Source organism: Raoultibacter timonensis (assembly GCF_022845715.1).
Lineage (GTDB): Bacteria > Actinomycetota > Coriobacteriia > Coriobacteriales > Eggerthellaceae > Raoultibacter > Raoultibacter timonensis.
The window spans coordinates 3,430,653-3,456,633 of the sequence record NZ_AP025564.1 but is presented as its reverse complement, the minus strand read 5'-3'; the positions used below and the strand labels follow the sequence as shown (position 1 = coordinate 3,456,633).

Annotated in this window: 20 protein-coding genes; 14 read left to right on the top strand and 6 right to left on the bottom strand. The window is 60.5% G+C overall.

Annotated elements, in window-relative coordinates; genetic code table 11:
• Positions 1-90: 90 nt before the first annotated feature.
• On the top strand, positions 91-1,785 hold the full coding sequence (locus MWL89_RS14150) for an FAD-dependent oxidoreductase (RefSeq protein WP_244386878.1): 1,695 nt from the start codon (positions 91-93) through the stop codon (positions 1,783-1,785).
• A 249-nt stretch (positions 1,786-2,034) separates the two neighbouring features.
• The gene (locus tag MWL89_RS14145) at positions 2,035-2,688 is read left to right on the top strand and encodes a SanA/YdcF family protein (protein ID WP_244386874.1); all 654 of its coding nucleotides are present in this window, start codon (positions 2,035-2,037) and stop codon (positions 2,686-2,688) included.
• An 85-nt stretch (positions 2,689-2,773) separates the two neighbouring features.
• Here MWL89_RS14145 and MWL89_RS14140 read toward each other — a convergent pair whose 3' ends face one another.
• Positions 2,774-4,339, bottom strand: coding sequence for a helix-turn-helix transcriptional regulator (locus MWL89_RS14140; RefSeq protein ID WP_425226290.1), 1,566 nt, complete (start codon positions 4,337-4,339; stop codon positions 2,774-2,776).
• A gap of 184 nt (positions 4,340-4,523) precedes the next feature.
• On the opposite strand from MWL89_RS14140, the gene MWL89_RS14135 reads away from it, so the two are divergent.
• The 6 genes from MWL89_RS14135 to MWL89_RS14110 all read left to right on the top strand — a co-directional run bounded on the left by MWL89_RS14135 (position 4,524) and on the right by MWL89_RS14110 (position 11,496).
• Entirely contained in the window at positions 4,524-5,285 is a 762-nt protein-coding gene (locus tag MWL89_RS14135) for a molecular chaperone TorD family protein (RefSeq protein WP_244386865.1), read from the top strand.
• Positions 5,286-5,341: 56 nt separating this feature from the next.
• Complete coding sequence (locus MWL89_RS14130; protein WP_244386863.1) at positions 5,342-7,534, top strand: molybdopterin-containing oxidoreductase family protein; 2,193 nt, start codon at positions 5,342-5,344, stop codon at positions 7,532-7,534.
• Between the two features lies 1 nt (position 7,535).
• Positions 7,536-8,072 carry a 4Fe-4S dicluster domain-containing protein gene (locus tag MWL89_RS14125; RefSeq protein WP_102379983.1) on the top strand — a complete coding sequence of 179 codons (537 nt, stop codon included), beginning with the start codon at positions 7,536-7,538 and terminating at the stop codon, positions 8,070-8,072.
• Positions 8,073-8,078: 6 nt separating this feature from the next.
• Complete coding sequence (gene nrfD / locus MWL89_RS14120; protein WP_244386861.1) at positions 8,079-8,945, top strand: NrfD/PsrC family molybdoenzyme membrane anchor subunit; 867 nt, start codon at positions 8,079-8,081, stop codon at positions 8,943-8,945.
• Between the two features lie 650 nt (positions 8,946-9,595).
• On the top strand, positions 9,596-11,023 hold the full coding sequence (locus MWL89_RS14115) for an MDR family MFS transporter (protein WP_244386859.1): 1,428 nt from the start codon (positions 9,596-9,598) through the stop codon (positions 11,021-11,023).
• On the top strand, positions 11,020-11,496 hold the full coding sequence (locus MWL89_RS14110; RefSeq protein WP_244386857.1) for a CBS domain-containing protein: 477 nt from the start codon (positions 11,020-11,022) through the stop codon (positions 11,494-11,496). The genes MWL89_RS14115 and MWL89_RS14110 overlap by 4 nt, the downstream gene beginning before the upstream one ends.
• A gap of 100 nt (positions 11,497-11,596) precedes the next feature.
• Here the strand turns inward: MWL89_RS14110 and MWL89_RS14105 are convergent, their stop codons facing one another.
• The 4 genes from MWL89_RS14105 to MWL89_RS14090 all read right to left on the bottom strand — a co-directional run bounded on the left by MWL89_RS14105 (position 11,597) and on the right by MWL89_RS14090 (position 15,454).
• On the bottom strand, positions 11,597-12,253 hold the full coding sequence (locus tag MWL89_RS14105) for a YczE/YyaS/YitT family protein (protein ID WP_102379979.1): 657 nt from the start codon (positions 12,251-12,253) through the stop codon (positions 11,597-11,599).
• Positions 12,254-12,362: 109 nt separating this feature from the next.
• Positions 12,363-13,031, bottom strand: a complete 669-nt coding sequence (locus tag MWL89_RS14100) for an aspartate/glutamate racemase family protein (protein WP_244386854.1) — start codon at positions 13,029-13,031, stop codon at positions 12,363-12,365.
• A 37-nt stretch (positions 13,032-13,068) separates the two neighbouring features.
• Positions 13,069-13,893: a zinc finger domain-containing protein gene (locus MWL89_RS14095; RefSeq protein WP_244386849.1), complete on the bottom strand. Its 825-nt coding sequence runs from the start codon at positions 13,891-13,893 to the stop codon at positions 13,069-13,071.
• Positions 13,894-13,945: 52 nt separating this feature from the next.
• Positions 13,946-15,454, bottom strand: coding sequence for a helix-turn-helix transcriptional regulator (locus MWL89_RS14090; RefSeq protein ID WP_425226289.1), 1,509 nt, complete (start codon positions 15,452-15,454; stop codon positions 13,946-13,948).
• A 406-nt stretch (positions 15,455-15,860) separates the two neighbouring features.
• Here MWL89_RS14090 and MWL89_RS14085 point away from each other — a divergent pair, with 406 nt between their 5' ends.
• The 6 genes from MWL89_RS14085 (at position 15,861) to MWL89_RS14060 (ending at position 22,012) form a co-directional block, all read left to right on the top strand.
• Positions 15,861-18,287 (top strand): DMSO/selenate family reductase complex A subunit, encoded by a 2,427-nt coding sequence (locus MWL89_RS14085; protein WP_425226274.1) that lies wholly within the window; start codon positions 15,861-15,863, stop codon positions 18,285-18,287.
• 42 nt (positions 18,288-18,329) lie between these two features.
• Positions 18,330-18,950: a DMSO/selenate family reductase complex B subunit gene (locus tag MWL89_RS14080; protein WP_102379975.1), complete on the top strand. Its 621-nt coding sequence runs from the start codon at positions 18,330-18,332 to the stop codon at positions 18,948-18,950.
• A 125-nt stretch (positions 18,951-19,075) separates the two neighbouring features.
• Complete coding sequence (locus tag MWL89_RS14075) at positions 19,076-19,690, top strand: DMSO/selenate family reductase complex B subunit (protein WP_244386841.1); 615 nt, start codon at positions 19,076-19,078, stop codon at positions 19,688-19,690.
• 118 nt (positions 19,691-19,808) lie between these two features.
• Entirely contained in the window at positions 19,809-20,360 is a 552-nt protein-coding gene (locus MWL89_RS14070; RefSeq protein ID WP_180995269.1) for a CarD family transcriptional regulator, read from the top strand.
• 122 nt (positions 20,361-20,482) lie between these two features.
• Complete coding sequence (gene dmsD, locus MWL89_RS14065) at positions 20,483-21,133, top strand: Tat proofreading chaperone DmsD (RefSeq protein ID WP_102379972.1); 651 nt, start codon at positions 20,483-20,485, stop codon at positions 21,131-21,133.
• Positions 21,134-22,012, top strand: coding sequence for a dimethyl sulfoxide reductase anchor subunit family protein (locus tag MWL89_RS14060; protein WP_244386839.1), 879 nt, complete (start codon positions 21,134-21,136; stop codon positions 22,010-22,012).
• Positions 22,013-22,099: 87 nt separating this feature from the next.
• On the opposite strand, the gene MWL89_RS14055 is transcribed toward MWL89_RS14060, so the two are convergent.
• Entirely contained in the window at positions 22,100-25,960 is a 3,861-nt protein-coding gene (locus MWL89_RS14055; protein WP_244386838.1) for an EAL domain-containing protein, read from the bottom strand.
• Between the last annotated feature and the right edge of the window lie 21 nt (positions 25,961-25,981).

Sequence of the window (25,981 nt, the reverse complement as noted above, 5' to 3'; positions counted from 1 at the left end):
AGGCGGAGCGAGATAGGGTGGCAGCACGCGATGCGGACGGCACGCGAAACGCCGTCCGATCGGAACGAAAAACTCTGTGGAAGGGAAGTCATGGATATCACGAACGAAAAGAGGGGCGGGCTCACCCGCCGCGGATTCATCGGCCTCGGCGCTCTTGCGGCAGCCGGTTCGATGGTCGGCCTTGCCGGATGCGCACCTCAGAACGACGGCAGCGGTCAAGCCGATGCCGCGCCGAACGACAACGCCCAGGCGGGAACCGACTGGCTCGGTGCCGAGCCCGAGGTGACCGATATCGCGCGTACCGAGGAAACCGATTTCCTCATCATCGGCGCGGGTACGGCGGGCATGTGCGCGGCGGGTACGGCGGCCGACCTCGACCTCGATTTCATCCTGTGCGAGAAGAACGACAGCGTGCAGGAAACCCGCGAGTACCTCGGCGCGGTCAACACCATGTATACGCCCGAAGGTGCCGAGGTCGACAAGGCGAAGCTCTTGAACGAGCTCACGCGCTACGCATCGGGCAAGTGCGATCAGGAGGTCATCAAAGTCTGGATCGACGAGAGCGCCGAGATGATCGAGTGGTTCGCGCCCATGATGGAGGCCGCTGGCAAGCAGACCGTGTTCGATACGCCGCCCGCGCATCCCTCGGGTGGGACCGACTACTATATGCCGTACCTGCAGCATGTGTACCTGCCGCCCTATACGCCGCCGATGCGCAACGATGTTCTCGCCGAGCACATCGAAGGGCTCGGCCACGAGATCCGCTACAAGCACGAACTCGTGAAGCTCGTCCACGACGGAGCGAAGGTGACGGGCGCGATATTTTCAACGTCCGACGGCAACGTGCAGATCAACGCGAAGGATACGCTTTTGGCAACGGGCGGCTACCCGGCCAACCCCGTGATGATGAGCGCGCTGCAGCCTGCGGCCCTCGAGTGCTGCACCGCTTCGAGCTATGCCCCGAACAACGATGGCTACGGCCTCAAGGCGGGGCTGTGGGCCGGAGGCGTCAAGGATGCCGATCCCGCTCCGATGATCTTCGATCGCGGTGCGGTCGAGCCCGGGGTTGACTGCGGATACGTGGGCGAAGGCGAAAAGGCGATGCTTCCCGGCACGATCTTCCAGGAGAACATCGGCAGCCAGCCGTTCATGAAGGTCAACCGTAACGGCAAGCGCTTCGTCAACGAGTCGATGCCCTACGACTTCATGTGCTTCGCAGCGAGCTACCAGCCCGGCGGCGTGTGGTGCCAGGTGTTCGACGGCAACGCCTCCGACGACATCTTGCGCTTCTCGACGGTCGGCTGCTCGGCGTTCGCAAACCAGATGATGGCGGCGGGCATGCCCATCGACGAGTTCTGCGCGGTCGCGCTCGAGCAGGGCGTCATGGTGAAGGCCGATACGCTCGAAGAGCTCGCCGAGAAGATGCAGCTGCCGAAAGAGGAATTCCTCGCACAGGTCGACGAGTACAACGAGATGTTCGACAACCAGGAGGATACGCAGTTCGGCAAGGAAGCCTACCGCCTCTCGGCGCTCCGTACGCCTCCGTTCTACGGTTGCTGGTTCGGCGGATCGCTCCTGACCACGCTCGACGGCTTGCGCATCAACAAGGATTGCCAGGTCATCGGTAAAGACGGCGGCGTTATCGAAGGGCTCTACGCGGCGGGCGATGTGTCGGGCAGCTTCTTCTCGGGCAACTATCCCGAGTACATCGTGGGCTGCGCATCGGGCCGAACCTCCACGCAGGGCCGCCACGTGGCACGCCTGCTTGCAGGGGATCTTGCGTAAACCCGACATATCGGCGATCTCGCACGCCGGGATCGCCGGGCACCTTTCGGATGGGCGTCGAATCGATCGGCGCCCATTGCGGTTCGGACTGGTTCGATCTGCCCGATTCGGTTGTCGCGGAGCTCTTCGCGTTGTTCTCATTGTTGTGAAAGAGCTGTTCCTTTTCGGTAGGAGACGGATGAACGCGACCGATCGGTGCGGCACCTTTGCTATTATCACTGCATGGCCAAGGTAAGGAAACATGGACTCATGGGTACCGTATTGCTCGTTATCGTCGGGGCGATCGTTCTCGTTATCGCGTTAGCGGGGATAACGAACGCCGTCGTCATCAAGACGGGCGGCGATAGGATCGTGTCTGCCGAAACGGCGGCATCGGGCGATGCCCAGTGCATCCTCGTGCTCGGTGCGTCGGTTCTCGCCGACGGAACGCCGTCGGGCATCCTTCAGGACCGGATCGACCGCGGCATCGAGCTCTACTTCGCAGGAGCGGCTCCCAAGATCATCATGAGCGGCGACAACGGCACCGAATCGTACAACGAGGTGCTCGCGATGAAGAACTACGCCATATCGAAGGGCGTACCGAGCGAGGATATCTTCTGCGACCATGCGGGATTCTCTACCTACGAGAGCATGTACCGCGCAAAGCACGTGTTCGGGGTCGAGCGCATGATCGTCGTCACGCAAACCTACCATCTGTACCGTGCGCTGTATGCGGCCAACGGGCTCGGCATCGACGCGGTGGGAGTCGAGAGCGATCTGCATACCTACGGCGGCCAACCGATGTTCGATTTGCGCGAAATTCCCGCTCGAACCAAGGATTTCTTCCAGACGCTCATCGCGAATCCCTCGAAGTTCGTGGGCGATCCCATCAGCCTCAACGGCTCGGGCGACGACGTGGAGTAGACCGGTTGCCCAAAGACCGAACCTTCGATTCGGCGGGAATGCGGGCGATCGACGGGTGGGAGCGTAGGCGGCCGACGGCTGCGCTTCAGCGGTACTGCTCGATCAGATCGATGAGCTGCTGCTTGGAATGCAGATCCGTTTTTTCGAGGATGCGCCGCGTATGCGTGCGGATCGTGTTTTCCGACACGTACAGCGCATCGGCGATCACTTTTGCGGAGCGCCCGCGGGCCAGATAGGGGAGCACCTCCGCTTCGCGGCGGGTCAGGCTGTAGTCTTCGGCGATCATCTCGAATATCGATTCGTCCGACGGCGGCGTTTCGGCGGCACGCGTCTTTACGGAGCGCTCTGCCGTCGTCGGCGCCTCGTCGGATTCGCCGCGCTGCATGGCGGTTGGGCCGTAGGCGATCTGCGCCGCCGATTCTTCGGCGGTACCGGCTGCTGCGCGCTCGGGTGGATCGGGCGGAGCCGCTTCGGTTTCGGCGGCGCGCAGCGAGCTCGCACGTCGTTTGCGGTTGAACAGCGCGATCATGGCAAGCGCGTATACGGCCCCGATGGAGACGCCCACGATGAGGACGGGGGGACGGTCGGGTATGAGCATGACCACATAGCCGATGCCGATGCCCACGAGCCTTGCAAGGATCGAGAGCGCACGTACGATGGCTCCGATCACGAAGCCCGATACGGCGAAGTCGTAGGCGGTCGATGCAACCATGTACCAGATGATCACATCGAAGGCACCGTAGCTCGCGCTCATGACGGCGTTGAGCACGATGGGGTTCGTCTCCCAGAAAAACGGCAGGATGGCGAACAGAAGCACGATGACGGGCACGATAACGCGGAAGGCGAGCGCCAGATCGATTCGCTTATGCGCGTAAAGCACGAGCCCGACGAGCCCGACGGCGACTACGAGGTTGGCGACGAGCGGCGTTTGGTGCGCTTCGTTGACCGAGCCGACCGAGAGGACCGTGAACTCCCAGACAAACCCGAAAAGACACGAGAGTACGATGCTCGCCACGACGAGCGTAAGCAGCGATGTGAGCGCCGACAGGTAGCGTTTCGAGTTTGCCGAGCGTGCATAGTGCCCGTCAGGGACCTCGCTGCGGCACCGCCGCAAGCACAGAAGCGAAAGGATCGGCAGCGGGATCATGAGCGCAAGCGCGGGAACGCCGAGGGTTTCGGTTGCGAGCGAAATGCCGAGGAACAGGGCGGCGGTCAACAGGAAGGCGACCGGGACGTAGAACGACGTGCGCGAGGGATGCATGCGCCCGAGGTATTCCGCCCAACCGCCCCAAAAGTATCCGTAGCCGATTCCGGTGAAGGCCGATCCGAGCAAGAGTAGTATCAGCCTGACCTCGGGAGATTCCAGATATCCCGCTCCGTGCAAAAGGGAGATGCCGCCGATGATGCAGGCGCAGAACAGCCATGCGGGAAGCCGATCGAACGAATGGGGGTCGTGCTCCATGTGCGAGGCGATGGCGAACAGCGCGGTCATGTTTACGACGAACGATGCGATGACGACGAGCGTCTCGATCTCGGGGGTGTTGGCGGGTCCGACGAGCAGGATGGAGCTGCGAAACGTCAGCATGCTGCACGCCCAGAAAAACGCAAGACCGATATGGCGGAATCGCAGCGTTTTCCAGACCATCCTCATGCTGCGTCTGTCGCGCATTTCCGATGTCTGATCGTCCACGTTCGCCTCCTTGTCATTGCTCCCGTTCGCGTCTGAATGCATATGCAATACGTTTGATCTGGTAAAACGTATAAATCACCAGAAACTGATTACGTGCTCGGCTGCGCCTGAACCTACGATGTGGGCATCGGGAAAGGACGAAACCGTGCAAAACGCATCATTCATTGTAAACGTAATTGCATCTGTTGCGATCATGTTTACGCGTCAAAGCGAAGAGCGATACCGCGAAACGTGCCGATCCGAGGCCTGGGCGCTTGCGCGCGAAGCGGGGAAGCTCTATCTCGGGGACGTGCGAAAAGAAGGTCTCCGCCCCCTTGCGATGCTCGAACCTCCGACATGGGAGGTTCGGCGCGCGGTGCAGAACGAAGTGCTTACCGCCGGAATGCCGTTTTCGGCCTTGCCGGTTGAATCGCTCTACCGTCCGTGGTCGGCAGCTCGGGGGAGCAACTACGGAGCGCAGCGAGGATTGTACCTCGGCGATGCGGCTCATCATGTGCAATCGATCTACGACAGGCTCGGCATCGAGGTGCCCGAAGCTTTTGCGGCTTCGCCCGATCACCTTGCGCTGCTGCTCGAGCTCGTTGCGCTTTTCATCGAGAGCGGCAACGACGAGGCGGCGTGCAGCGTCGCCACCGACCACTTCGGCTGGCTCGGTGCTTACGACGAGGCCCTCGAAACGCGTGCTGAAAAAGCAGCCGCCGCCCGGCTGTTCGACGACGAGAAAAAGGCCGCCGTATGCGAGGGCGTCGCGCACCTGAGGGCGCTCGTTGCGTTGACCGGGGAGCTTGCTTTGGCTGTAGCCCGGCCAGGCGCCGCCGGTTTCGAGCAAGGGCGGGTGCGCGGTGCATCGTGCCTGCAGCCGTCCGATCAACAGGAACACCTCGCCGTATGCGGCGATGTTCGCTAGCGAATGACCATTCGCCTCAGGCGGGAAGATTACGGGAAACAAGACGAGGAAGGAAGATGTTCATGACGGGCATTTCAAGGAGGACATTCTTGAGGGGGACAGCCGCAACGGCAGCTCTTGCAGCAGCAGCCGGCTCCCTATCGTTCGGCGCATGGCAAGCCGAGCAGGCTCACGCGGCCGACGATGCGGTTGAAGAAGCGCCGTCGTTATGCAACGGCTGCTCGAGCAAATGCGGGCTCGTTGCCACGACGGTGGGAGGCAGGCTCTGGACGCTTCGCGGCAGCGATGTGCATCCCTACGCGAAGGGGCACATCTGCGGACGCGGCCACGGCCTTGCGCAGATGGCGTATTCCGACGAACGGCTCACGAGTCCGATGCGCCGCACCGAATCGGGCGAGTTTGAGCCGGTAAGCTGGGACGACGCCTTCGCCGAGATCGGCCAGAAAGTCAAGGAGATCATTGCGGCGAACGGGCCCGAATCGCTCGCCATCATCCAGGATCCGCGCCCCTCGGGCAAATACTACTCCAAGCGCTTCATGAACGCGCTTGGGTCTCCCAACGTGTACGCGCATTCCTCTTCGTGCAATCTGTCGAAGGAAAGCGCCTACACCTACACCATCGGCGCTTCGAACTACTCGACCGACTTCGGTAACGCGAAGATGGTCATGTTCATCGGACGCAGCTACGGCGACGGCATCCGCCCTTCGTCGGTTGCAAGCCTTGCTGCGGCGGCCGAGGCGGGAACGCGTATTGTGTCGGTCGATCCGAGGCTCAACAACTCGGGCATCTTCTCCGACGATTGGGTGCCGATCAATCCGGGAACCGACTTGGCGTTTCTCATGGCAATGTGCAACGTTCTCATCGAAGAGGATCTCTACGATCACGAATTCGTCGAGCAGAACACGGTCGGTTTCGAAGAATTCGCCGCTCAGGCGAAAGAGTGCACGCCCGCGTGGGCCGAAACGATCACCGATGTTCCCGCCGAGCGGATCGAGGAACTCGCCCGCGCTATGGCCGCGGCCGCACCGGCCGCCTCGATCGAGGCGGGGTGGCGTGCGGTTATCGGCTGCGCGTACAAGAACTCGTTCGATACGGCTCGCGCAGCTACGGCGGTGAATGCGCTTTTGGGCTGCTGGGGTCAAAAGGGCGGAGCGCTCTTGACCTCCTCGCCGAAAGCGGGAAAGCTCGATGACGCCCGTTTCGACGATCCGCCGAAGCCCGAGGCGAAGGCCATCGGTGCGAAGGAGTATCCGCTCGCGCTCGCGAGCGCCGGTACCAATGTCGCAGCGCTCGAAGCCGCGCTCGACGGCAGGCTCAAGGGCATGTTCTTCTACAACTCCAACGCTGCGAAGGGTTACGCCCAGCCGAAGGCCTGGACCGAGGCGCTCGGCAAACTCGACCTCGTCGTCACGATCGACGTGCAGATGAGCGAGACCGCGCTGCAGTCCGATTACGTGCTGCCCGAATGCACGTATCTCGAACGTCTCGAGCTTCCTGAGTGGATCGGCGGCAAGAAGCACTTCGTCGGTATGCGCACGCGCGTGCTCGAGCCCATCCATCCCGAAACGAAGGCTTGCGACGAGATTTTCAACGGCCTTGCCGAGGCGTGCGGTGTGGGCGAGTACTTCCAGTTCACGGCTGAGGAGCTGGCGGCAGCCCAACTGAAGACCGTCGGCGTGGACATCGAGACGATCAAGAAGGAGGGCACCGTCGAGCTCGCCGATCCGAAGTTCGCATACGGCACGCCGACCTTTAAGACGGCATCGGGCAAGTTCGAATTCAAGACCGATGCGGTCGGCGAAGCGGGGCTCAATCCCGTTATCGGCTACGTCGAACGCAAGGTCACCCCGAAGGTCGGCGAGTTTTACATCGTCGGCGGCAAGCAGGGCATTCATTCGCATACGATGACGCAGAACATCGCCGCGCTGAACGCCATCTCGCGCCAGTACAACATGGAGCGGCTCTGGATGAGCGCGAAGGATGCCGAATCGCTCGGCATCGCCGACGGGGATACGGTCGAGCTTTCCTCGAGCGAGCATACCGGCACCGTTGCCGTTCGTGTGACCCAGCGCATGAAGCCCGGCGTTCTGTTCCTTCCCACCCACTACGGCGGCGATTCTCCCTATCAGACGCGCGCCTACCAGTACGGCGTGGCGCTCACCGACTTCATCCCCTTCGACACGGAGCCGGGTGTCGGATCGATGATGAGCCAGGAAGTTGCGGTAACGGTTACGAAGGTGGAGGCATAACATGGCACGCTACGGAATGCTGATCAATACGAAGAAGTGCGTCGGCTGCTACGCTTGCCGCATCGCTTGTCAGATGAAGAACCACCTCGAACCCACCGAGGCGTTCATCCGCTACGAAGAACGCGAAACGGGCGAGTACCCGAGCGTGTACAGCGAGATCATCCCCCTGCAGTGCCAACACTGCGAGGATGCGCCGTGCGCGGCAGTCTGCCCGACGCACGCCACCTACATCACCGACTCGGGCGTCGTGCTCGTCGATGAGAACAAGTGCATCGGCTGCAAGTACTGCATGGCCGCATGCCCCTACGGCGCCCGCATCGTGCGCGAGGAGACCGGCGTAGTGGAGAAGTGCCGCTTCTGCTGGGAAGACGGCAAGCCGGGCGATCCGCCGGCCTGCGTGGGCACCTGCATATCGGGCGCGCGCGTCTTCGGGGATCTCGACGATCCGGCAAGCGAGGTCTCGAAGGCCATCGCCGAGTACAACGCCCAGCCGATTGCGGGCGATCTGACCAAGTCCAAGATTTTCTACGTGAGGTGATGAAGCATGATTTGGGGACCTATGATTGCATGGTACCTGTTTTTGGCCGGAGCGTCGGCAGGTGCCTTCCTGACTGCGGCGTTCGTCGAAGCGAAGTATCCCGACAGCAATAAAATGCGCATCGCCGGGCGCATTATCGCCCCCGTCTTCGTCGGCATCGGCTTGCTCATGCTGATGCTCGATGCCGAAGCCGGACTGATGAACCCGCTGCGTTTCTTCTATCTCATCTCGAACCCCGGTTCGGTTATGACGCTCGGCGTCTACTTCATCTGCATCTATATGCCCGTGGCGCTCGTCGTTGCTTTGCTCGAGATACTCAAGAAGAAGGTTCCGAAGTGGCTCACGTGGATCGGCATCGTGTTCGCGTTCGCCGTGGCCGCCTACACGGGCTTCCTGCTCGGCGTGGTCAAGACGTTTCCTTTGTGGAACAACGCCATTCTCCCGATACTCTTCGTGGTTTCGGCGCTCTCTGCGGGTCTGGCGGCTACGAGTCTTGTTGGTCTGGTCACGGATCGCGAGAAGTTCGAGCACATGTGGCTCGTCAAGAAGAGCCATGTAATCCTGTCGGCGGTCGAGCTCGTCATCCTGTTCACGATGCTCGTCATCGTGCATACGGGGAGCAGCGCGGGTGCTGCAACGGTCGATTCGCTCATCGCGGGGCAGTACGCGCTGCCGTTTTGGGCGGGAACCATCCTGCTCGGGTTGGTTGCGCCGTTCCTCATCGAGGGGTACCCCGTATTCATCACGAAGCGGGTCGAGACATCGACGACTTCTCTCGTGCTGAGCGTGATCGGGGAGTCGGGCGTGCTGATAGGCGGCTTCTTGCTCAGGCTGCTCGTCGTGCTCGCCGCATTGCCGCTCGTGTTCGTGTAGCGCGCTTCGCGCTCGCAACGCAGAGATGCCCGTCGATTTCTCGGCGGGCATCTCTGCGTCTGCGCCCGATCGATAACCTTGTTCCGCGTTTCCTCGTCGCCTGTCCGCTCGAACGAGGCCCGCACCCTGTGTTTCCTCGCGTTCCTGCGTCGACGGACGTTGTCGGACTCGGCGCTCGGCTGCACCCGAAGCCCGTATTGTGGAAATCGTTTGATCGCAGAACTTTCTCGAAAATACGGGGGTTTCCGACTGTTCTATACTTGCACACCGTGCATCTGCTGATCATGACATACGAACGGCTTACCAGCCGCCGACAACCCGGCCTTCGTTTTACGGACGCCGTCCGTTCTCGCTGTGCTGGGGAAGTGGGCGTTGGGGTATGGCAGGGATCGCTTTGATGCCTTTCTCGTTGCGGTGCGGCGCGTTTTTCTGCGCTCGTCCGCTGGCACATGCATCCGTCTCGCTTTCGAGCGACAGGCAGTAGCGCCGGGTTTTCCGTACACCGTATTCCCAACTGCAAACCATGCACGTGCGTGGCGCATCGAGGCTCGCCGCAAAAGCGGTGGGCGGCTCGGCAGCCGCCGCATGCGCGAACCCTGCCCGCCTATCGACGGCGGCACGGCTCGAACGAGAAAGGCGATGAAAGAGTTTTGCTTGACGAACAAGAATTGGTATCCCGACAGCACAAGGTCACGCGCAAGGAGATCACGATCATCGGGGTCGTGCTCGCCGGCGCGTTTCTGGCCATCCTGAACCAGACGGTGCTTTCGCCTGCGCTGCCGAAGCTCATGGAGACGTTTTCCGTCACGGCGGGAACCGCCCAGTGGGTAACGAGCATCTACATGCTCGTGAACGGTGTCATGGTTCCGGTTTCGGGATTTCTTATCGATAAGTTTCCGACGCGGAAGCTGTTCTTCGCGGCCATGATCATGTTCATCATGGGGACGGTCTGTGCCGCGATGGCGCCGACGTTTGAGTTACTGCTGGTCGGACGCGTGTTGCAGGCGGCGGGCGCAGGCATCCAGCTGCCGCTCGTCGCAGTCGTGCCGATGCTCATCTTCCCGCCCGAGAAGCGCGGCACGGCGATGGGAACGGCGGGTATCGTGATGAGCTGCGCTCCGGCGGCGGGTCCGGTGCTTGCAGGCATCATCATCGACTCGTGGGGTTGGCGCATGATGTTCTGGACGATGGTACCGCTGGCGATCGTGGTGTTGGTGGCGAGCGTCATCCTGCTCGACAACGTCGGCGAGCTCAAGAAGCCGCATCTCGATGTGCTCTCGGTGGTGCTGTCGACGGTTGCATTCGGGGGGCTGCTGTACGGCTTCTCTTCGGCGAGTACGCTCGGATGGGTGAATATCGTGGTCGTAGGCTCCATCGTGGTCGGGGCGTGCGCTCTGGTGTGGTTTATCCGCAGGCAGTTGACTATAGACGAGCCCATTTTGCAGCTCAAAGTGCTCGAAACGCCGACGTTCGCCTACTCTGCGATCATCGTGACCGTCGTCAATTCGGCGCTCGCCGTGGGCGCGGTCGTTCTGCCGCTGTACCTGCAGAACGTACTGGGTCTCACCGCATTCGAAACGGGTATCCTCATGACGCCGGGCGCGGTATCGACCATCTTCCTCAGTCCGATAAGCGGCATGCTGTTCGACCGCTTCGGGCCGCGCGTGATCGCGATCGTGGGCCTATCGGGTCTGACCGCCTCGTTCGCCGCGCTTGCCTTCATCGGGCAGTCAACGCCGGTTTGGTATCTCGTCACGTTCTACGTTATCCAGTCGGCTGGGTTGACCCTTGCGAACATGCCGGTGAACACCTGGGGGCTCAATTCGCTAGACAACGACAAGATCGCCCATGGCAACGCCATCTCGAATACCGGCCGTCAGGTAGGCGGTGCGATGAGCACGGCTCTGCTCGTCACCATCATGACGATGGTGACGGCCTCCCAGGCGCAGGCGGGTCCGATCGTCTCCCAAGTCGCAGGAATCTGCACGGTGTACGGGATCTCGGGCGTGATCGCGGCCATCGCGCTGCTGATCGCCATCCTCAAAGTCAAGAAAAGCATCCAAGGAGTGAACCGATGAAGCACCCCATTAGCGAAATTATGGAAACCGACGTCTATACGTGTCCGTATACCCTCAGTTTGGGAGATGTGGTCAGGGAGTTCAGGAAAAAGAAGGTTACCAGCTTGCCGGTGGTAGACGATAATCGCCGCGTCGTCGGCTTCGTCAGCGATGGCGATATCCTCAAGGCGGTTGCCGAACAGAAGACGAGGGCCATTGCGAGCGGGTACTCCACCATGCTCTTCTACGACAGCGAATCGTTCGAGGACAAGGTCGCCGCGCTGAAAGACCGCAACGTCATGGAGCTTGCGACGAGGAAGGTCATGTGCGCAGCGACGGACCAGTCGATCGGGAGTGTGGCCGATGTGCTCTCGAAGCGCAAGTTCAAGAAGCTTCCCGTGGTCGATGCCGAGGGCAAGCTCGTCGGAGTAGTCCGCCGCGCAACCATTACGCAATACATCTTCGATCTGCTGTTCGGCGAGGACGAATCGTAGGCAAGCCATTCTGATGGAGCCCGCCGATTCGCGTTCGTCCGCGTACCGGCGGGCTCGGCCTTGCTTCGATTCGGAGAGGCTTGCACCGGACGCGTCGGGTCTACGAGTCCGCGTAGGCTCCGGCGTGCTTGAGCATCGGGATGGTGGCGTGGTCGTTCCAGAACGTGATGAGCGGCCCGGTGAAGAACGCTGCGATGACGGTGAACACCCCGATCGGGCCTCCGACGAGAAACGCAATGGCCGTGACGAGGATATCCTGGCCCATGCGTGCCGGCGTGTAGGGTACGGGCGTCCTGGCGGCTACGATGATCGCGACGGCGTCGTAGGGTGCGACGCCCAAATCGGTGTTCATGTAGGTCGAGACGCCGAACGTGAAGAGCGCGACGCCGACGACGAGGCAGATTCCCGCCTGCAGCATACTGCCGTCAAGCGGGAGCGTGGCCGTGAGCAACCAGGTGAAGAAGTCGATGAGAAACCCGACGAACACCATGTTGATGACGGTGCCGATGCCGATCTGCTTGCGCCCGAAGATGAAGACGAGCACGAGCAGGACGATGTTGACGGCAAGCTGGTAGACGCCGAGCGATAACCCGAGGATGCCGCTGATGCCGATGTTCATGGCGGTGAAGGGGTCGACGCCGACGCCGCCGATGCGGCAGACGGTGGTCCCGAGCGATATGATCACGATGCCGATCGTGGAGAATGCGATGCGCTTCGCGAGTGCCTTGGTCTTTTCAGACGGGTTTCCTCTATCCATGATGCTGCCCTTTTTCGCAGGTCGAAGTTTCGTTGACTCTCAGTATCAACGAAACGGGCGAAGGCGGCCGGTTCTGTTTCGATGCGGAAAGGCTTCGGTTTCCCCTGCGTCACGTTGTCATCGAACGGTTGCCGTCAGCGCGCAGGAGGTCGAACAGCAGGGCGTGGGCCGCGCAGAGAACGGGATCGAGCACGGGAATGCCGGTCTCTTGTTCGAGCACGGGCGCAATGCCGATGGTGGCGAGTCCGGTGCAGGCGAGCGCTACGGCGTCCGCACCGTCGGCTGCGAGCGCCTGTGCGGCGGCGACGGTTGCGGCCATGCCCGCCTCGGTGCGCAGATCGAGCGTGTTTCGTACGCCGTCGGGAACAACGTCGGTGAAGAGCCGGTCCTTAAGGATGCGCCGGTACGATTCGGGAACGGCTTGGGTGATGCCGAGCACGGCTATCTTCTCGCCGAACCGTGTTGCGGCGCTTGCCGTGCATTCGCCCGCACCCACGACGGGAATGCTCGCTTGCGCCCGAACTTCGGCGACGCCGGGATCGTCGGCGCAGCTTATCATGATGCCGTCAAGTCCGTTTTGCTCCATTTCGCGTGCAAGGGCGACCACCTTCGGTACGGCGAGGGCTTTCGTTTCGGCGTCGTGAATGCCCTCTGGTTGATCGGGGATGCAACGCGATACGGTTTCGAACTCGGGAAACCACCGTTCGACGAGGCGCCCATGCGCATCGGTGGCCTCTTGGTTTTGAGTTATCACGCGGATGATGCCTATGCGATACACGGCGATCCTTTCTCGGTTGCAAAGCCCCGAAACAGCGCTACAGCGGTTGGCAGACGGGGCAGAAGTACACGTTGCCGCCGAGGTACGCCTTGCGCGTTATGGGACTGCCGCAACGCGGGCAGGGGCGGTCCTTGGTTTTCGCCGAGAGAAGGGTGGCGTATCCGCCGGGGTTTCCGAAGAGATCCTTGTCGGTGTTGCGCCCGCCCGCTTCCGTCATGGCGGAAAGCGTGCTCTTGATGCTGGCGAACAGCGCATCCAGATCGCTCTGATCCATGGCGCGCAGCTTTTTCTGCGGATTCACGCCTGCGTTGAACAGGATATCCTGCAAAACGCCGTTTCCGAGACCCGGTATGCGCTGCTTGGTGGCGAGCAGCTCCTTCGCTGAATTCTTTTCCTCGGCTTCGGCGACGAGGCCGTCGAAATAGTGCCGGTCGAACGCATCGCTGAGGGGGGAAGGTTTTTCGTGGGCAACGTTGTAGTAGAAGTTGTCGGTTACTCCATTCGGGTACACCATCATCGCACCGTACATCTGCACCGAGCAGACGATGCCGCTGCCGTCGTCGAACACTAGATGGAACTGGTACTTCTTCGGCAGCTTCGCGCCGGGTTCGACGTAGCGGATGTTCACGCCGTCGTTGAATGCGAGGTGCATATCGCCGATGGTCGCATCGACGATGCTGCCTGCGGGCGTGCACGCATCAAGCGTCTTTCCGACGAGCAGATCGGGGTACTCTTCGGCATCGTGGCTGTAGAAGGCGAATCCGTGGGCGGTGTGGGCCGCTTCAGCGAACGCGACGGTCCGCCCGGCAAGTGTTTCGGTAATCTGTCGGGAAACGGTTGTGCTCTCGGGTAGCTCAAGCATGGCGGCTCCTCGCGCAATAGGAAGTACCTCGGATGGTAACAGCGTACGCTTATTATACCGAGTTCAGATCGCTCGGATCGAACGATTCGATAAGATCGAGCAGTTCCTGCTTCTTGTGGATGGCGAGCTTCGTGTAGATTCGTTTGCTGTGCGTGCGGATGGTATTCTCGGAGACTACGAGTTCCTCGGCGATGCGCGCGACGCTGTTGCCGCGGGCGATGAGTTCCATGACCTCGGTTTCGCGTGCGGAAAGGCGGTAGTGCCGCTGCAGCGCCGCCGCCTGCTTGGATATGCGGTCGCGGTAAGAGGGCTCTTCTTGTTCCGAGCGGATGCGGGCGGGCCTCTTCGTTTCCTTTTCGAGCGCGTTCCCGGAAAGCGATGCGGCCGACCGCGCATGCCTGAGAGCTACCGCACGGCCTCTCTCGGCCTCGCCCCGTTCTGCTCGGGGTGCGAGTGCGACGAGCTCGATGCTTTCCGCATCGGTGCGGCGCGGCGAGAGGATCTGGCGAAAGCCCCCTTGCCCGATGAAGTACATGAGGCCGAGCAGGTAGAGCGCCATGATGGAGACTGCCACGAGCGGGGGGATGCTGATTACGGGGATTTTCTCGGCGAACGTTCCCGTGACGAATCCGACGTCGTGCAGCAGGTAGACGATGCCGCCGAAAAAGCCGTATATGAACACGGGGTTGATGCCTCGATCGCGCGATGCCTGGGCGCACTGGATCATCATGAGCACGATCGCGCAGCTGTAGACCGCATAGAGCGCGCTGGCGAGCGGGCCCGAGAACGGCTCGCCGAAGATGGGGAGCAGCAGAAACGCCGAGATGAGAAACGGGAAGAATATGCGGTATGCCGCCGTAACGTTGAGGCGGATGTTCTTGACCTGCCACACGAGGAGCAAAGCGACGGCGGCAACGAGCGAAGTTCCCATGGAGAGGATGTTGACGAGCGATCCGATCTGCGGATCTCCGATGGCGAGCGAACGCATGATGCCGCAGCAGAAGCCGAGCGCGCCGATGGCGAACGCGCTGCGCCAGTAGTCGTGGAGAATCTGCCGGTAGATGCGCGGATGGTCGCGGGGAACGTCTTCGAACATCGGCTGATTGGGATCGATCGTGCGGCTTTTCAACACGATGCACAGGCCGAAAAGCGGGAGGAACACAAGCGGGATGAGGTATACGGTTACGGCACCGGGTATGAGGTAGAGCGAAAAGTAGAAGATCGAGGCGTAGGCGGTGCCGAGGATGAGGTCGCGGTTGCCCGTTTCGGCCTCTTGGCTGGCGAACAGGCGCTGCCACAGCATGTAGAAGCCGGCGGAACCCAAGCCGAGCAGCGCGCCGCCGATTACGACGAGGGGCAGGGCGGCTTCGTCTATGTAGATGGCTCCGACAAGGCAGCACCATCCGAGAAAATAAGGGACGCTTGCGGCCACCACGAGAAAGCGGCGCGTGGGGCCGGGAAAGAAGTACACGCCGAGCGCGCTCGCAAAATAGCTGAGCGATACGACGAGCGATTGGGCGAGGAAGAAGCCGAAGATGATTTCCTGAGTTTGGAATTCCATGGGAAGAAACGGGAACACGCCGCCCCACACCCCGGCTGCATTGATGGCGAGGAACAAGGCGTAACCCAGCGACGTTACGTTGGGCTTGAGAATATGCAGCAGATGCGCAGCTTCCAAATTCCACCTCTCGCTTTTCTTTCCCTCAGGGGAAGTATACCGATATACTGGGGCCAAAGCTCGTTGATACGCGAATTGGATAGATTTTGGGTATGCTCTGAACAGGCATTTTATAAAATTCGCACGTTTTATGTGACAACGGAGCCGTCGCGCGTGCCTATGCTTTGGCCCGTTAGAGCGTTGCGCGGTGGGTGTCGTCGGCATTCGGCGAGGACGCCGCTTCGGCATCGGGGCTTGCGGTTGATGCCGAAGCGCCACGGGATGCGCAACCACAGGACGAGAGGGAAGGATGGATACGATGAACGATGCTATGGTATCGCGTCGGGGCTTCGTCAAGGGATCTGCTTTGGCGGGTCTGGGCGTTGCGGTAGCGGGCGGCGGCGCTTTCTCGCTGTTCGGCTGCTCCTCGCAGGGCGAGCAGCAAACGGGTGCAAGCGAGCCGACCGAGTCCGCAGAGCAGGTTTTCTGGGGTCATTGCTCGGTGAACTGCGAAGGCCGCTGCTCGCTGCAGCTCCATGTGAAAGACGACGAAGTCGTTTGGGTCGAAAGCGACAATACGGGCGACGACGAGTACGGTAACCATCAGATTCGCGCTTGCCTGCGTGGTCGCTCGATCAGGAGATGGATCAACCATCCCGATCGCCTGAGCGTGCCGATGAAACGCGTTGGAAAACGCGGCGAGGGCAAGTTCGAGCAGATCTCATGGGACGAGGCCTTCGACATGCTCGCCGAGAACTACACGAGGATACTCGACGAGTACGGTCCCGAATCCATCTGGAACCATTACGCTTCAGGCGTCAACGCGTCGAACATCGGCTCGTTCCTTTCCCGCTTCATCAATATGAACGGCGGTTGCCTGGGCCGTTACGGCAGCTACAGCTCCGCGCAGATATCGGCGGCTCTGCCTTACCTGTACGGTACGCGCGCCGCGAACTCGAATTCCGATATCGTGAACTCGAAGCTCGTTGTAATGTTCGGCGAGAACTCGGTCGAAACCAAGGCCGGCGGAGCGGGGCCGACCTATCATCTCGAACAGGCGCTCGAGCAGGGCGGGGCGAAGGTCATCGTCATCGATCCTCGCTACAGCGATACCGTGGCAACCCGCGCCGACCAGTGGATTCCCATTCGCCCCGGAACCGACGCCGCCCTCGTTGACGCCGTCGCCTACGTGCTCATCAGCGAGGACCTCGTCGATCACGATTTCTTGGCGAAGTACTGCATCGGGTACGACGAGGATTCCATGCCCGAATCCGCCAAAGGCCAGAACAAGTCGTACAAAGCCTACATTATGGGCGAAGGGGCCGACGCCGTAGCCAAAACTCCCGCTTGGGCGGAGGCAATCACCGGCGTTGCCGCCGATACCATCACCGAGCTCGCTCGTGAGATCGGCACGGCAAAGCCTTGCGCCATCTACCAGGGCAAGGGCCCGCAGCGCCAGTCGAACGGCGAGCAGACGGCCCGTGCCATCTGCATGCTTCCCGTTTTGACGGGCAATGTGGGGATCAACGGCGGCAATACGGGATCAGACCTCGACGGTTTCTACTTCTCGACGTTCTCGGTTCCAACGGGCGATAATCCGGTAGAAACCAAAATCGCTACGTTCACCTGGACCGATGCGATCGATCACGGCACCGATATGACCAAGCTCGCCAACGGCGTGCGCGGCAAAAACAAGCTCGAAGTGCCGATCAAGATGATATTCAACTATGCAGGCAATACGATTACGAATCAGCACAGCGACATCAACCGCACCCACGAGATCCTGCAAGACGAAAGCAAGTGCGAGTTCATCGTGGTGTGGGACACCTTCCTTACCGATTCGGCGAAGTATGCCGATCTGCTTCTGCCCGATCTCATGCCCGTCGAGCAGCCGAACTTCGTTTCCAACGACTATGCTGGCAACATGGGCTTCATCATCATGGGACAGCCTGTCACGTCGCCGAAGTTCGAGCGCAAGACGCTGTATTCGGTGCTATCCGAAGTGGCTGATCGCATGGGTATGAAAGACGAGTTTACCGAAGGCCGTGACGAGCAGGCTTGGCTCGAGTACTGCTACGAGGAGGCGCGCAAGAAGGACTCCGAGCTGCCGACGTTCGAGGAGATGCTCGCACAGGGCATCTACCGCCGCAAGGATCCCGACGGCCACCACGTTGCGCTCAAGGATTTCCGCGACGATCCCGAGGCTAACCCGCTCGAAACGCCGTCGGGCAAGATAGAGATCTATTCCGAAGCGCTCGAGGAGATCGTTGCAACGTGGGAGCTCGCCGAGGGCGATATCATCAATCCGCTGCCGGTGTATGCTCCCGGCGTCGAGGGATTCGATGACCCGCTGCGCGAGACGTACCCCTTGCAGATGCCCGGCTACCACTACAAAGCGCGTGCGCATTCGTCGTATGGTTGCATCGACGTGCTGAAGCAGGCGGCGCCTCAGGAGCTCTGGATCAATCCCGTCGACGCGGAGTCTCGCGGTATCGCCGACGGGGAGACCGTCAAGGTATACAACGACCGCGGTACGGTGGAGATTCTGGCAAAGGTCACGCCCCGTATTCTTCCCGGCGTTGTTTCGATGGGGCAGGGTGCTTGGCACGAGGCCGACATGGCCGGTGACAAAGTTGATCGCGGAGGCTGCATCAACACGCTCACTTCGCTTCGTCCTACGCCTCTTGCGAAGGCGAATCCCCAGCATACGAACCTGGTGGAAGTAGCGAAGCTGTAGACCGCAAACGGTCTGTGACCCATTGGATGAAAGGTAGTTTCCATGTCTCAATACGGATTTTACTTTAACGGGCCGAGGTGCACGGGATGCAAAACCTGCGAACTCGCCTGTAAAGATTACCATGATCTCACTCCCGAGATCGCCTTCAGGAACGTGTACGAGTACACGGGCGGCACGTGGAGCCAGAGCGGATCGCTATGGAGCGATGATGTGTATTCGTACTACATCTCGAGCGCATGCAACCACTGCGACATGCCGGCCTGCATGGCCAACTGCGCGCAGGGGGCGATATCGAAAGACCAGAAAACCGGTATCGTCACCATCGATGCCGAGAAGTGCATCGGCTGCGGACTCTGCGTCGAGTCGTGCCCGTACGGCGCCCCTAAGCTCGACGCGGAGAAAAACGTTGCGGTCAAGTGCGACATGTGCGCTGACCGTGTGGCGGAGGGCCTTGTTCCCGTCTGCGTCGAAGCCTGTCCTTTGCGTGCCCTCGAGTTCGGCGAGATCGAAGAGCTTCGCTCCAAGTACGGCGACGTGGCTGCGGTGGCTCCGCTTCCCGATCCTTCCGAGACGAGCCCGAACGTCGTCATGACCGAGCCGCGCCACGCTAAACCGATCGACGATAAGACCGGTGCGCTGGCAAACGAGATCGAAGTAGCATAAACTACTGCCGATCGAATGCACCCGGCTCCGTATTTCTTCGAGTCGGGCTACGACGGGGTGCGATCCACGCGAGGACCGCACCCCGTCGTGCATGGTAGTATGTATCGGCAAGGAGGTGAGGAGCTTTGGCGCAATACGGGTTCCATTTCAACGCGCAGCGTTGCACGGGTTGCAAGACCTGCATGCTTGCCTGCAAGGACTTCCACGACCTGCCTTCGGCGATTTCGTTTCGCCAGGTATACGAATACGGCGGCGGTGCGTGGAGCCAGAACGATCGGGGCCTGTGGACGCAGGATTGTTTTGCGTACTACCTCTCCGTCTCCTGCAACCATTGCTCGGATCCCGCCTGTACGAAGGTGTGTCCGACCGGTGCCATGCATAAGGGCGAAGGCGGCCTGGTGAGCGTCGACCGCAAGAAATGCATAGGGTGCGGCTACTGCGCCCTGTCCTGTCCGTATCGTGCGCCGAAAGTGGATCGCAGCCAGGGGTTCAGCGTCAAATGCGACGGCTGTGCGTCGCGTGTTCTTGCGGGAGAGAAACCCGTCTGCGTCGAAGCCTGCCCTTTGCGCGCCCTCGATTTCGGCGAAGTATCCGATTTGCGTGGGGCGTTCGGCGACGCGGCCGATCTGGCACCGCTTCCGCCGTCCGATGCGACGCAGCCAAACCTCGCCATCACGCTTCCCCGCCATGCCGCGCGGGCGGCGGAAGGCTCCATCGAAAACGCCCGCGAAATCGTCTGAGCACCCGTTCGGCTCCCGCTTTTGAAGATTTTGTTACATCTGCCGTCTAATCGGAGTAAAATTAACCATGGACTATGCGCACGAAATGGGACGAGAGCACAGAAGCGGAGTGAGGCACATGTTTGAAGTTGGAAGTACGGTCCTATACGGTAGCGACGGCGTTTGCACGATCCAGAACATCACCCACAAAGAAGTCGGCGGAGTTTCGGGGGAGTACTACGTCTTAGAGCCGGTGTATCAGAAGAAATCGACCGTGTTCGTCCCCCTCGACAACGAGCGGCTCATCGGCAGGATGCGCAATATCCTTTCGGCGGATGAACTGCTTGATCTCATTAAAACCATACCCGAGGAACCGCTCGTATGGATCGAGGACGAGGGAGAGCGCAAGCAAACGTACAAAGAGATCATTTCTCGGGGAGATTGCACCGAGCTCATGCAGCTGGTGCGGACCCTGTATCTGCATAAGGAGAAGCAGATCGAGCGGGGCAAGAAACTCCATGCGTGCGACGATCGGTTTTTAAAAACGGCCGAAAAGATGATCAACGACGAGTTCGCCATGGTGCTCCATATCGATCCCGACCAAGTTCCCGATTTCATTTCCAAGCGCGCCGAAACCGCCGAGCCTGTTCGGGCTGGACGCGGTTTGCGCAGGGGTTTTCTCGCTCGGTAACCAAAAATCGCATGAATCATGTGATAGCGCCTCGCGGTGCTTCGCTATGCTTGACCTGTGGTAGGGCACGGTGGGCGTGCGCTACAATAGGATGCACGCTTGCGTGTTCAAGGAGGAGACCAATGCACGAGAAACTCGATCAGGCGGACTTTCGCAGCCGCATCGCCTTCGTCGGCGAGACGCTGGGTCCGTTTTTTCTGCAGGATCCGGTCAAAGGCGATGCCCGCGCCGCTTTCGAGGCGGTCGCTGCGCTCGATCCGCATGAGGCGGGCGAGGAGTGGCCGTTCGTTTCCGACGAGCACGCCGAGCGCTATCTGGCGTTGATGACCGAAGGACTTGCGGAGGGCGTCGATAACGACGATCTGGTCTGGGAGTACCGCCGTCTGTTCATCGGCCCCGCCAAAAAGCCGGCTCCGCCCTGGGGCTCGGTCTACACCGATCGGGAGTGCGTAGTGTTCGGCGAGAGCACGCTTGCGCTGCGCCGGTGGATGCGCGAAAACGGCATCGAGCGTACGACCGACGAGAAGACCCCCGAGGATCATATCGGTCTCATGCTCGTGCTGCTCGCATGGCTTGCCGACGCCAAGCCCGAGCTGATCGAGCAGTATCTGGGCGACCATGTGCTTACCTGGTCGTCGCATTTCCTCGAACAGCTTGCCGACGTTGCCGAGCAACCTTTCTACGAAGGCTTGGCATTGCTGGCGAAAGAGAGCCTCGAGGGGCTGCAAAGCGAGCTCGAGATCGAGGTCGAGTATCCGAGATACTACCGCTAAATGATGACTACCGGATTCGAAACGGCGTTGGGGGAGATCACGCTCGTCCTGTTCACGACGCTTGCCCCCTCGGGCGTGCTCGGCTTTTCGATCATGGCGGGCGCGCTCGCTTTCGGCCGGTTCGATCGGGATGTGCGCAGCCGCATCAACCAGTTCCTCTGCATTCCGTTGATGATCTCGATGGTGGGCCTCATCGCTTCGGCAACCCATCTGGGAAATCCCGCCAACGCGCTCTACGTGTTCATGGGCGTTGGTCGCTCGCCTTTGTCGACCGAGGTGTTCTGTGCGGTCATCTTTCTGTTTCTGGCGGGCGTGTACTGGCTGTATTCGTTCTCGCAACGGCAGGTCGTGGGGCTGCAGCGCGTGTGGTCGGTCGCCATCATCGCGGCGGGCATCGCGTTCGTGACGGCGGTTGCCTTCGCCTACGATGCCGAAACCATCGTCTCGTGGAATACCGCATACGTGCCGATCGGGCTGTGGCTCAACGCCGTAGTGGGAGGGCCGTTGGTGGCTCTGCTCTCGTTTCGCGCAGCCAAGGCGGAGGCGATCGTCGGGCGCTACGGCCCGCTGCTGTGCGGCGTTTCGGCGGTTGCGCTCGTGCTCAACACGGCGGTGTACGCGATGCAGGGCACGGCGCTTGCGGGTATCGAGAATTCGTTTGGAACCGCAGCCGATCTCGTGCCGTTTTACGGGTTGGCCGTTGCGGCGTTTTTCGTCCTGTGCACCGCTGGCGTCCTGTCGATGCAGCTTGCCGTTCGCGCAGGAAGGATACCCGATCTTGCACGTGCTGCCGTGTCGTGCGCTCTTGCGTACGGCGGCATCTTCGTTATGCGTTTCGTGTTCTACATGATGCACATGACTATCGGATTGGGCTTCTGATCGAGTTTTCCGCCGCGTGCTTTTGCGGCGCGCAGCCATGCTCGCCGCCGTGCTGCTGCGCGTCTTGGGTTGCAGACGTCGTATCCCCTATGCGCGTCGTTCGCCGTTTCCGTAGATCGAAAAACGTCCTTTGCCTTCGTCTTTCGCTTCGTAGAGGGCGTCGTCGGCTCGGCGGTACAGCTCGGTGAGCTCGAAACCGCCTTCGGGAACGAGGGCGATGCCCGCGGTAACGCTGAGCTTCAGCGTTTGGCCGTCGGGCAGATCGATCGCCCATCGGTCGGCGCATATTTCGATGGCTTTGTTTTCGGCGGTTTTCCTCTCGACGCCGCTGCAGTACACGACGAACTCATCGCCGCCCCATCGGCAGACGATGTCGTTTGCCCTGAAAGAGCGGGCGAGCCGCTCGGCGCTTTCGATGAGGGCCCTGTCGCCCGCCAGGTGGCCGTATCGGTCGTTGACCTGCTTGAAGTCGTCGAGATCGAATATGAGGAACGCACCTGGCCCACCGTTCTTGTTCGCCTTGGCAAGAGCGTTTTTGATGCTGCGCAAACCAGCCGACCGATTCAGGAGCCCCGTCAGGGAATCGCGGTCGGCCCTCAGCTTCAGATCGAGCTCGCGGCGCTTTACCTCGTCTATGTCTTCGAGGTAGCCGATTGCGCGGATGGGGAGGCCTTGGTCGTCGAATACGACTTCGCTCGATACTTTGAACCAGCGGGCGGGACCCTTGTCGAAATCGATGGTTATTTCGCATTCGGCATTCTTACCGCGGGCGATCCCGGTAAACATTTCGATGAGCTTCGCTTTGCTCTCTTCGGGAAACACTTCAAGGGCAAGGATGTCGTCGGTGAGCACGTGGGCCGTTTTGTCGGGGCCGATCGGGGTGGTTGACGGAAGCAGCAGTTTCGCGAAGCTTCGGTCGGATATGTTTTTGAACGATATGGTTCGAGCGGCGATGTCGTAGAGCCATACGTTGAGATCGGCTTGCTCGATGATTCTCTTGAGCAAGAGGTCCTCGAGTTCCAATTCGGACTGCATCCGCTTGTTCTCCGATATGTCGACGCATACGCTTGCGATGGCCAAACGGCCGCTCCCCGTTTTTACAACGCGTCCGCGCGATGTTATCCACAGGGGGATGCCGTCTTTGCGCAGCATGCGGTATTGCATGTCGTACTCTTCTCCCTCGTTGAAGGAGGCGCCCATTTCGGCGCTGATGCGGGCGAAGTCGTCGGGCTGGATCGCATTGGCAACCCGCCCGTCGATCATCTGGACGAGATCGGCGTACGATTCGCATCCCAGCATGCGAATCATCTCGTTGTTGGCGAAAAAGATGGGGAAGCCCTCTTCGCAGTAGCCCCCGATGAGCCCGTTCGGGGTGCTTTGCGCGAATATCTGAGCGGCGATCTGCTGGTTTTCGGCGGTGAGCTCTCCGATCGCCTGATCCGAGCCGTGCATGCCCATGACTTCGCCGAGCGTCTCCTGCGATGCGCGCAGCGCGTCTTCCTGCATTTTGTCGTGCGTAACGTCGAGGAGCGTGGCGTAGAAGAGCTTGCGGTCCTCTTCGTTGCGAAGGTGGAACACTCTGAGGCGAATCCAGATGATGGCCCCGGAGGCGGTGTAGCGGCGAAACGTTCCGAGCGCGCCCGAAACGGTGTGTTTTTCCGCACGCTTGAACAGGTTGAGCACGTGCCCCCTGTCTTCGGGGTGAATGCATTCGAGGATCGTTTCGCGTTGTCTGGCAACCTCGTCGGGGTCGCACTGCATGATGCGGTAGTACTGCTTGTTGACTTGGAGCAGTTCGAACTGGTCGCCCGAGAGGGCATAGACCGCCATAGCCCCCACGATGTTGTCGATGATGGTACGGCTTGCCAGATCGTTTTTAAAGATGTCGTGGATCTCGATGATGTCGATCGGTTGGTAGTTGATGCCCCGATGGTCGATGATGCTCGGCTGCATGAGGAGCTGCTCGAGCTGCTCTGTCGAGAGGGGCCTGTAATAGTAAAAGCCCTGGACGTACGTGCATCCGATATCTTTGAGAAAATCGATTTGCTCTTGCGTTTCGGCTCCCTCGGCTACAACCGACAGCTCCATCAAGTGGGTCATGCTGACGATCGACTCGAGGATGCTCTCGCTGCGGTTGAGCTTGTCGCCGACCGTGTCGAGGAACTTCATGTCGATCTTCACCACGTCGGCTTTGATTTCGCGCAGCATGTTGAGCGAGGAGTATCCGCTTCCGAAATCGTCGATGAACACGGTGAAGCCGAGCTCTTTGAACCTGCTGACGGCTTCGATCATCTTTTCGTCTTCAGCGTAGGCGCTCTCCGTTATTTCGAGATGCAGAACCGAACGGTCGAGGCCGTACCTGTCGACGAGATCGGTGATCGATTGGACGATGTCGATGGAGTAAAGGTCGCCGCGCGATATGTTGACGCAGGCGGGAACGGGCGTTTTGCCTCGATCGACCCAGCTCTTGATGTGGCTGCAGGCTTCCTCCCATACGTAGAGATCAAGGCTTGCGATGAACCCGTTTCGTTCGAGGATGGGAATGAAATCGCCGGGTCCCACGAGCCCTCGTTGCGGATGGTTCCATCGGACGAGGGCTTCGACCCCGACGATTTTCCCTGAGCCGGTATGGCATTGCGGTTGCCAGTACACGACGAACTCGTGGTTTTCGAGCGCTCGCTGTACTTCGATGAGGATCTTGGGATCTTCCTCGAGACGATGGGTCATGTCTTCTTCGTACCACACCATGCGCTTCGTGTAGTTGCCCTTGATCGAAAGAGCGGCGGTCATCGCGTGATCGCAGACGGTCCGTATGGGGACCGAGGGATCCTGCATCAGGCAGGCCCCTATGGCGGGCTGGAATCCGATGCCCCTGTCAGCGGTTGACGAAATGGCCTTGAGCCTGCTTTCGAGGTCGATCGATTCGGCGGTACCCGCGGGGAGCAGGATGACGAAATCGTCGCCGCCGAGGTACCCGGCAAGCCCGGTATGCGTTGCGACGATTTCTTTGAGGTGATCGGCGATGGTTTCGAGCAGTCGGTCGCCTGCGGAGCGGCCGAACCATTCGTTGAACACCTTGAAGTTCTCGATATCGATGTAGAGGAATTCAAGCGTGCGGTCATCTCGTGCGGCGACGAACTCTGCTGCGGTTCTCATGAACGTACCCGAATCGTAAAGCCCTGTGAGCTGGTCTACACCCCCCTGTCGATGCGAAAGTTCGTCGCCTTCGGATCCGGCGCTGCCCTCCCAATCGGTTTCGGCTTCCGCGATGAAGCACATGAGCACCGGCTCGTTACCCGCGCCGCGTTTTGCCGAGACGACGGTTTGCGTTGCCCACTGCCACCCCCCGCCGACAAGTTTTTTACGAAACCGTTCCTGCAGCGATCCGCCCGATCGGTTCAGCCTCGCGACGATCGTATCGAAATCCCAGAATTCGGTGAACCTTTCGCGGTCGTCGGGGCATACCATGTTATCCAAAACGTCTTGGAACAGAGCGTCGAGCGCGCCCGACGGGGCGGGCATGACGAACTTGTCTTCCTCGCTGTACAGAACCTGATAGCTGTTCGTTTCGAGGTTGAGTTCGAACAGCTCGTCGTAGGCCGCCTCTTTCGTCAGCGCAAAGAAAAGGGACTTGCTGCTCTCGTCGATCTCTTGGGACGAGAACAGGATGCAGGAGCCGCTTCCCGGCCAGTCGGTTTCCAGACAGAGTATCTCGAACCAGCGATCGAGCCGTTGACTGTAAATGACCTCTTGGTTGAGCGACTCGTCGGATTCGGGGTGCCACGGACAATCGATGCAGGGTCTATCTCTGCTGCGGAAGGCCTCGAAGCAGAGATCGCCGATACAGCCTCGGGGGAAGAGCCTTTTGGCCAGTTCGTTCATGTAGACGACATGATACGAACGGTCGATGACATACGAATGTCTGCCGGTATGTTTCGAGTCAGTCACAGCCTTGCCGATCCGCTTTCC

Bases quoted from the DNA above. Each gene is read 5' to 3' on its own strand.
- MWL89_RS14150 (WP_244386878.1), top strand. From the start codon at position 91: ATGGATATCACGAACGAAAAGAGGGGCGGGCTCACCCGCCGCGGATTC.
- MWL89_RS14145 (WP_244386874.1), top strand. From the start codon at position 2,035: ATGGGTACCGTATTGCTCGTTATCGTCGGGGCGATCGTTCTCGTTATC.
- MWL89_RS14140 (WP_425226290.1), bottom strand. From the start codon at position 4,339: ATGAGGATGGTCTGGAAAACGCTGCGATTCCGCCATATCGGTCTTGCG.
- MWL89_RS14130 (WP_244386863.1), top strand. From the start codon at position 5,342: ATGTTCATGACGGGCATTTCAAGGAGGACATTCTTGAGGGGGACAGCC.
- MWL89_RS14125 (WP_102379983.1), top strand. From the start codon at position 7,536: ATGGCACGCTACGGAATGCTGATCAATACGAAGAAGTGCGTCGGCTGC.
- nrfD (WP_244386861.1), top strand. From the start codon at position 8,079: ATGATTTGGGGACCTATGATTGCATGGTACCTGTTTTTGGCCGGAGCG.
- MWL89_RS14110 (WP_244386857.1), top strand. From the start codon at position 11,020: ATGAAGCACCCCATTAGCGAAATTATGGAAACCGACGTCTATACGTGT.
- MWL89_RS14105 (WP_102379979.1), bottom strand. From the start codon at position 12,253: ATGGATAGAGGAAACCCGTCTGAAAAGACCAAGGCACTCGCGAAGCGC.
- MWL89_RS14095 (WP_244386849.1), bottom strand. From the start codon at position 13,893: ATGCTTGAGCTACCCGAGAGCACAACCGTTTCCCGACAGATTACCGAA.
- MWL89_RS14090 (WP_425226289.1), bottom strand. From the start codon at position 15,454: ATGGAATTCCAAACTCAGGAAATCATCTTCGGCTTCTTCCTCGCCCAA.
- MWL89_RS14085 (WP_425226274.1), top strand. From the start codon at position 15,861: ATGGATACGATGAACGATGCTATGGTATCGCGTCGGGGCTTCGTCAAG.
- MWL89_RS14080 (WP_102379975.1), top strand. From the start codon at position 18,330: ATGTCTCAATACGGATTTTACTTTAACGGGCCGAGGTGCACGGGATGC.
- MWL89_RS14070 (WP_180995269.1), top strand. From the start codon at position 19,809: ATGTTTGAAGTTGGAAGTACGGTCCTATACGGTAGCGACGGCGTTTGC.
- dmsD (WP_102379972.1), top strand. From the start codon at position 20,483: ATGCACGAGAAACTCGATCAGGCGGACTTTCGCAGCCGCATCGCCTTC.
- MWL89_RS14060 (WP_244386839.1), top strand. From the start codon at position 21,134: ATGATGACTACCGGATTCGAAACGGCGTTGGGGGAGATCACGCTCGTC.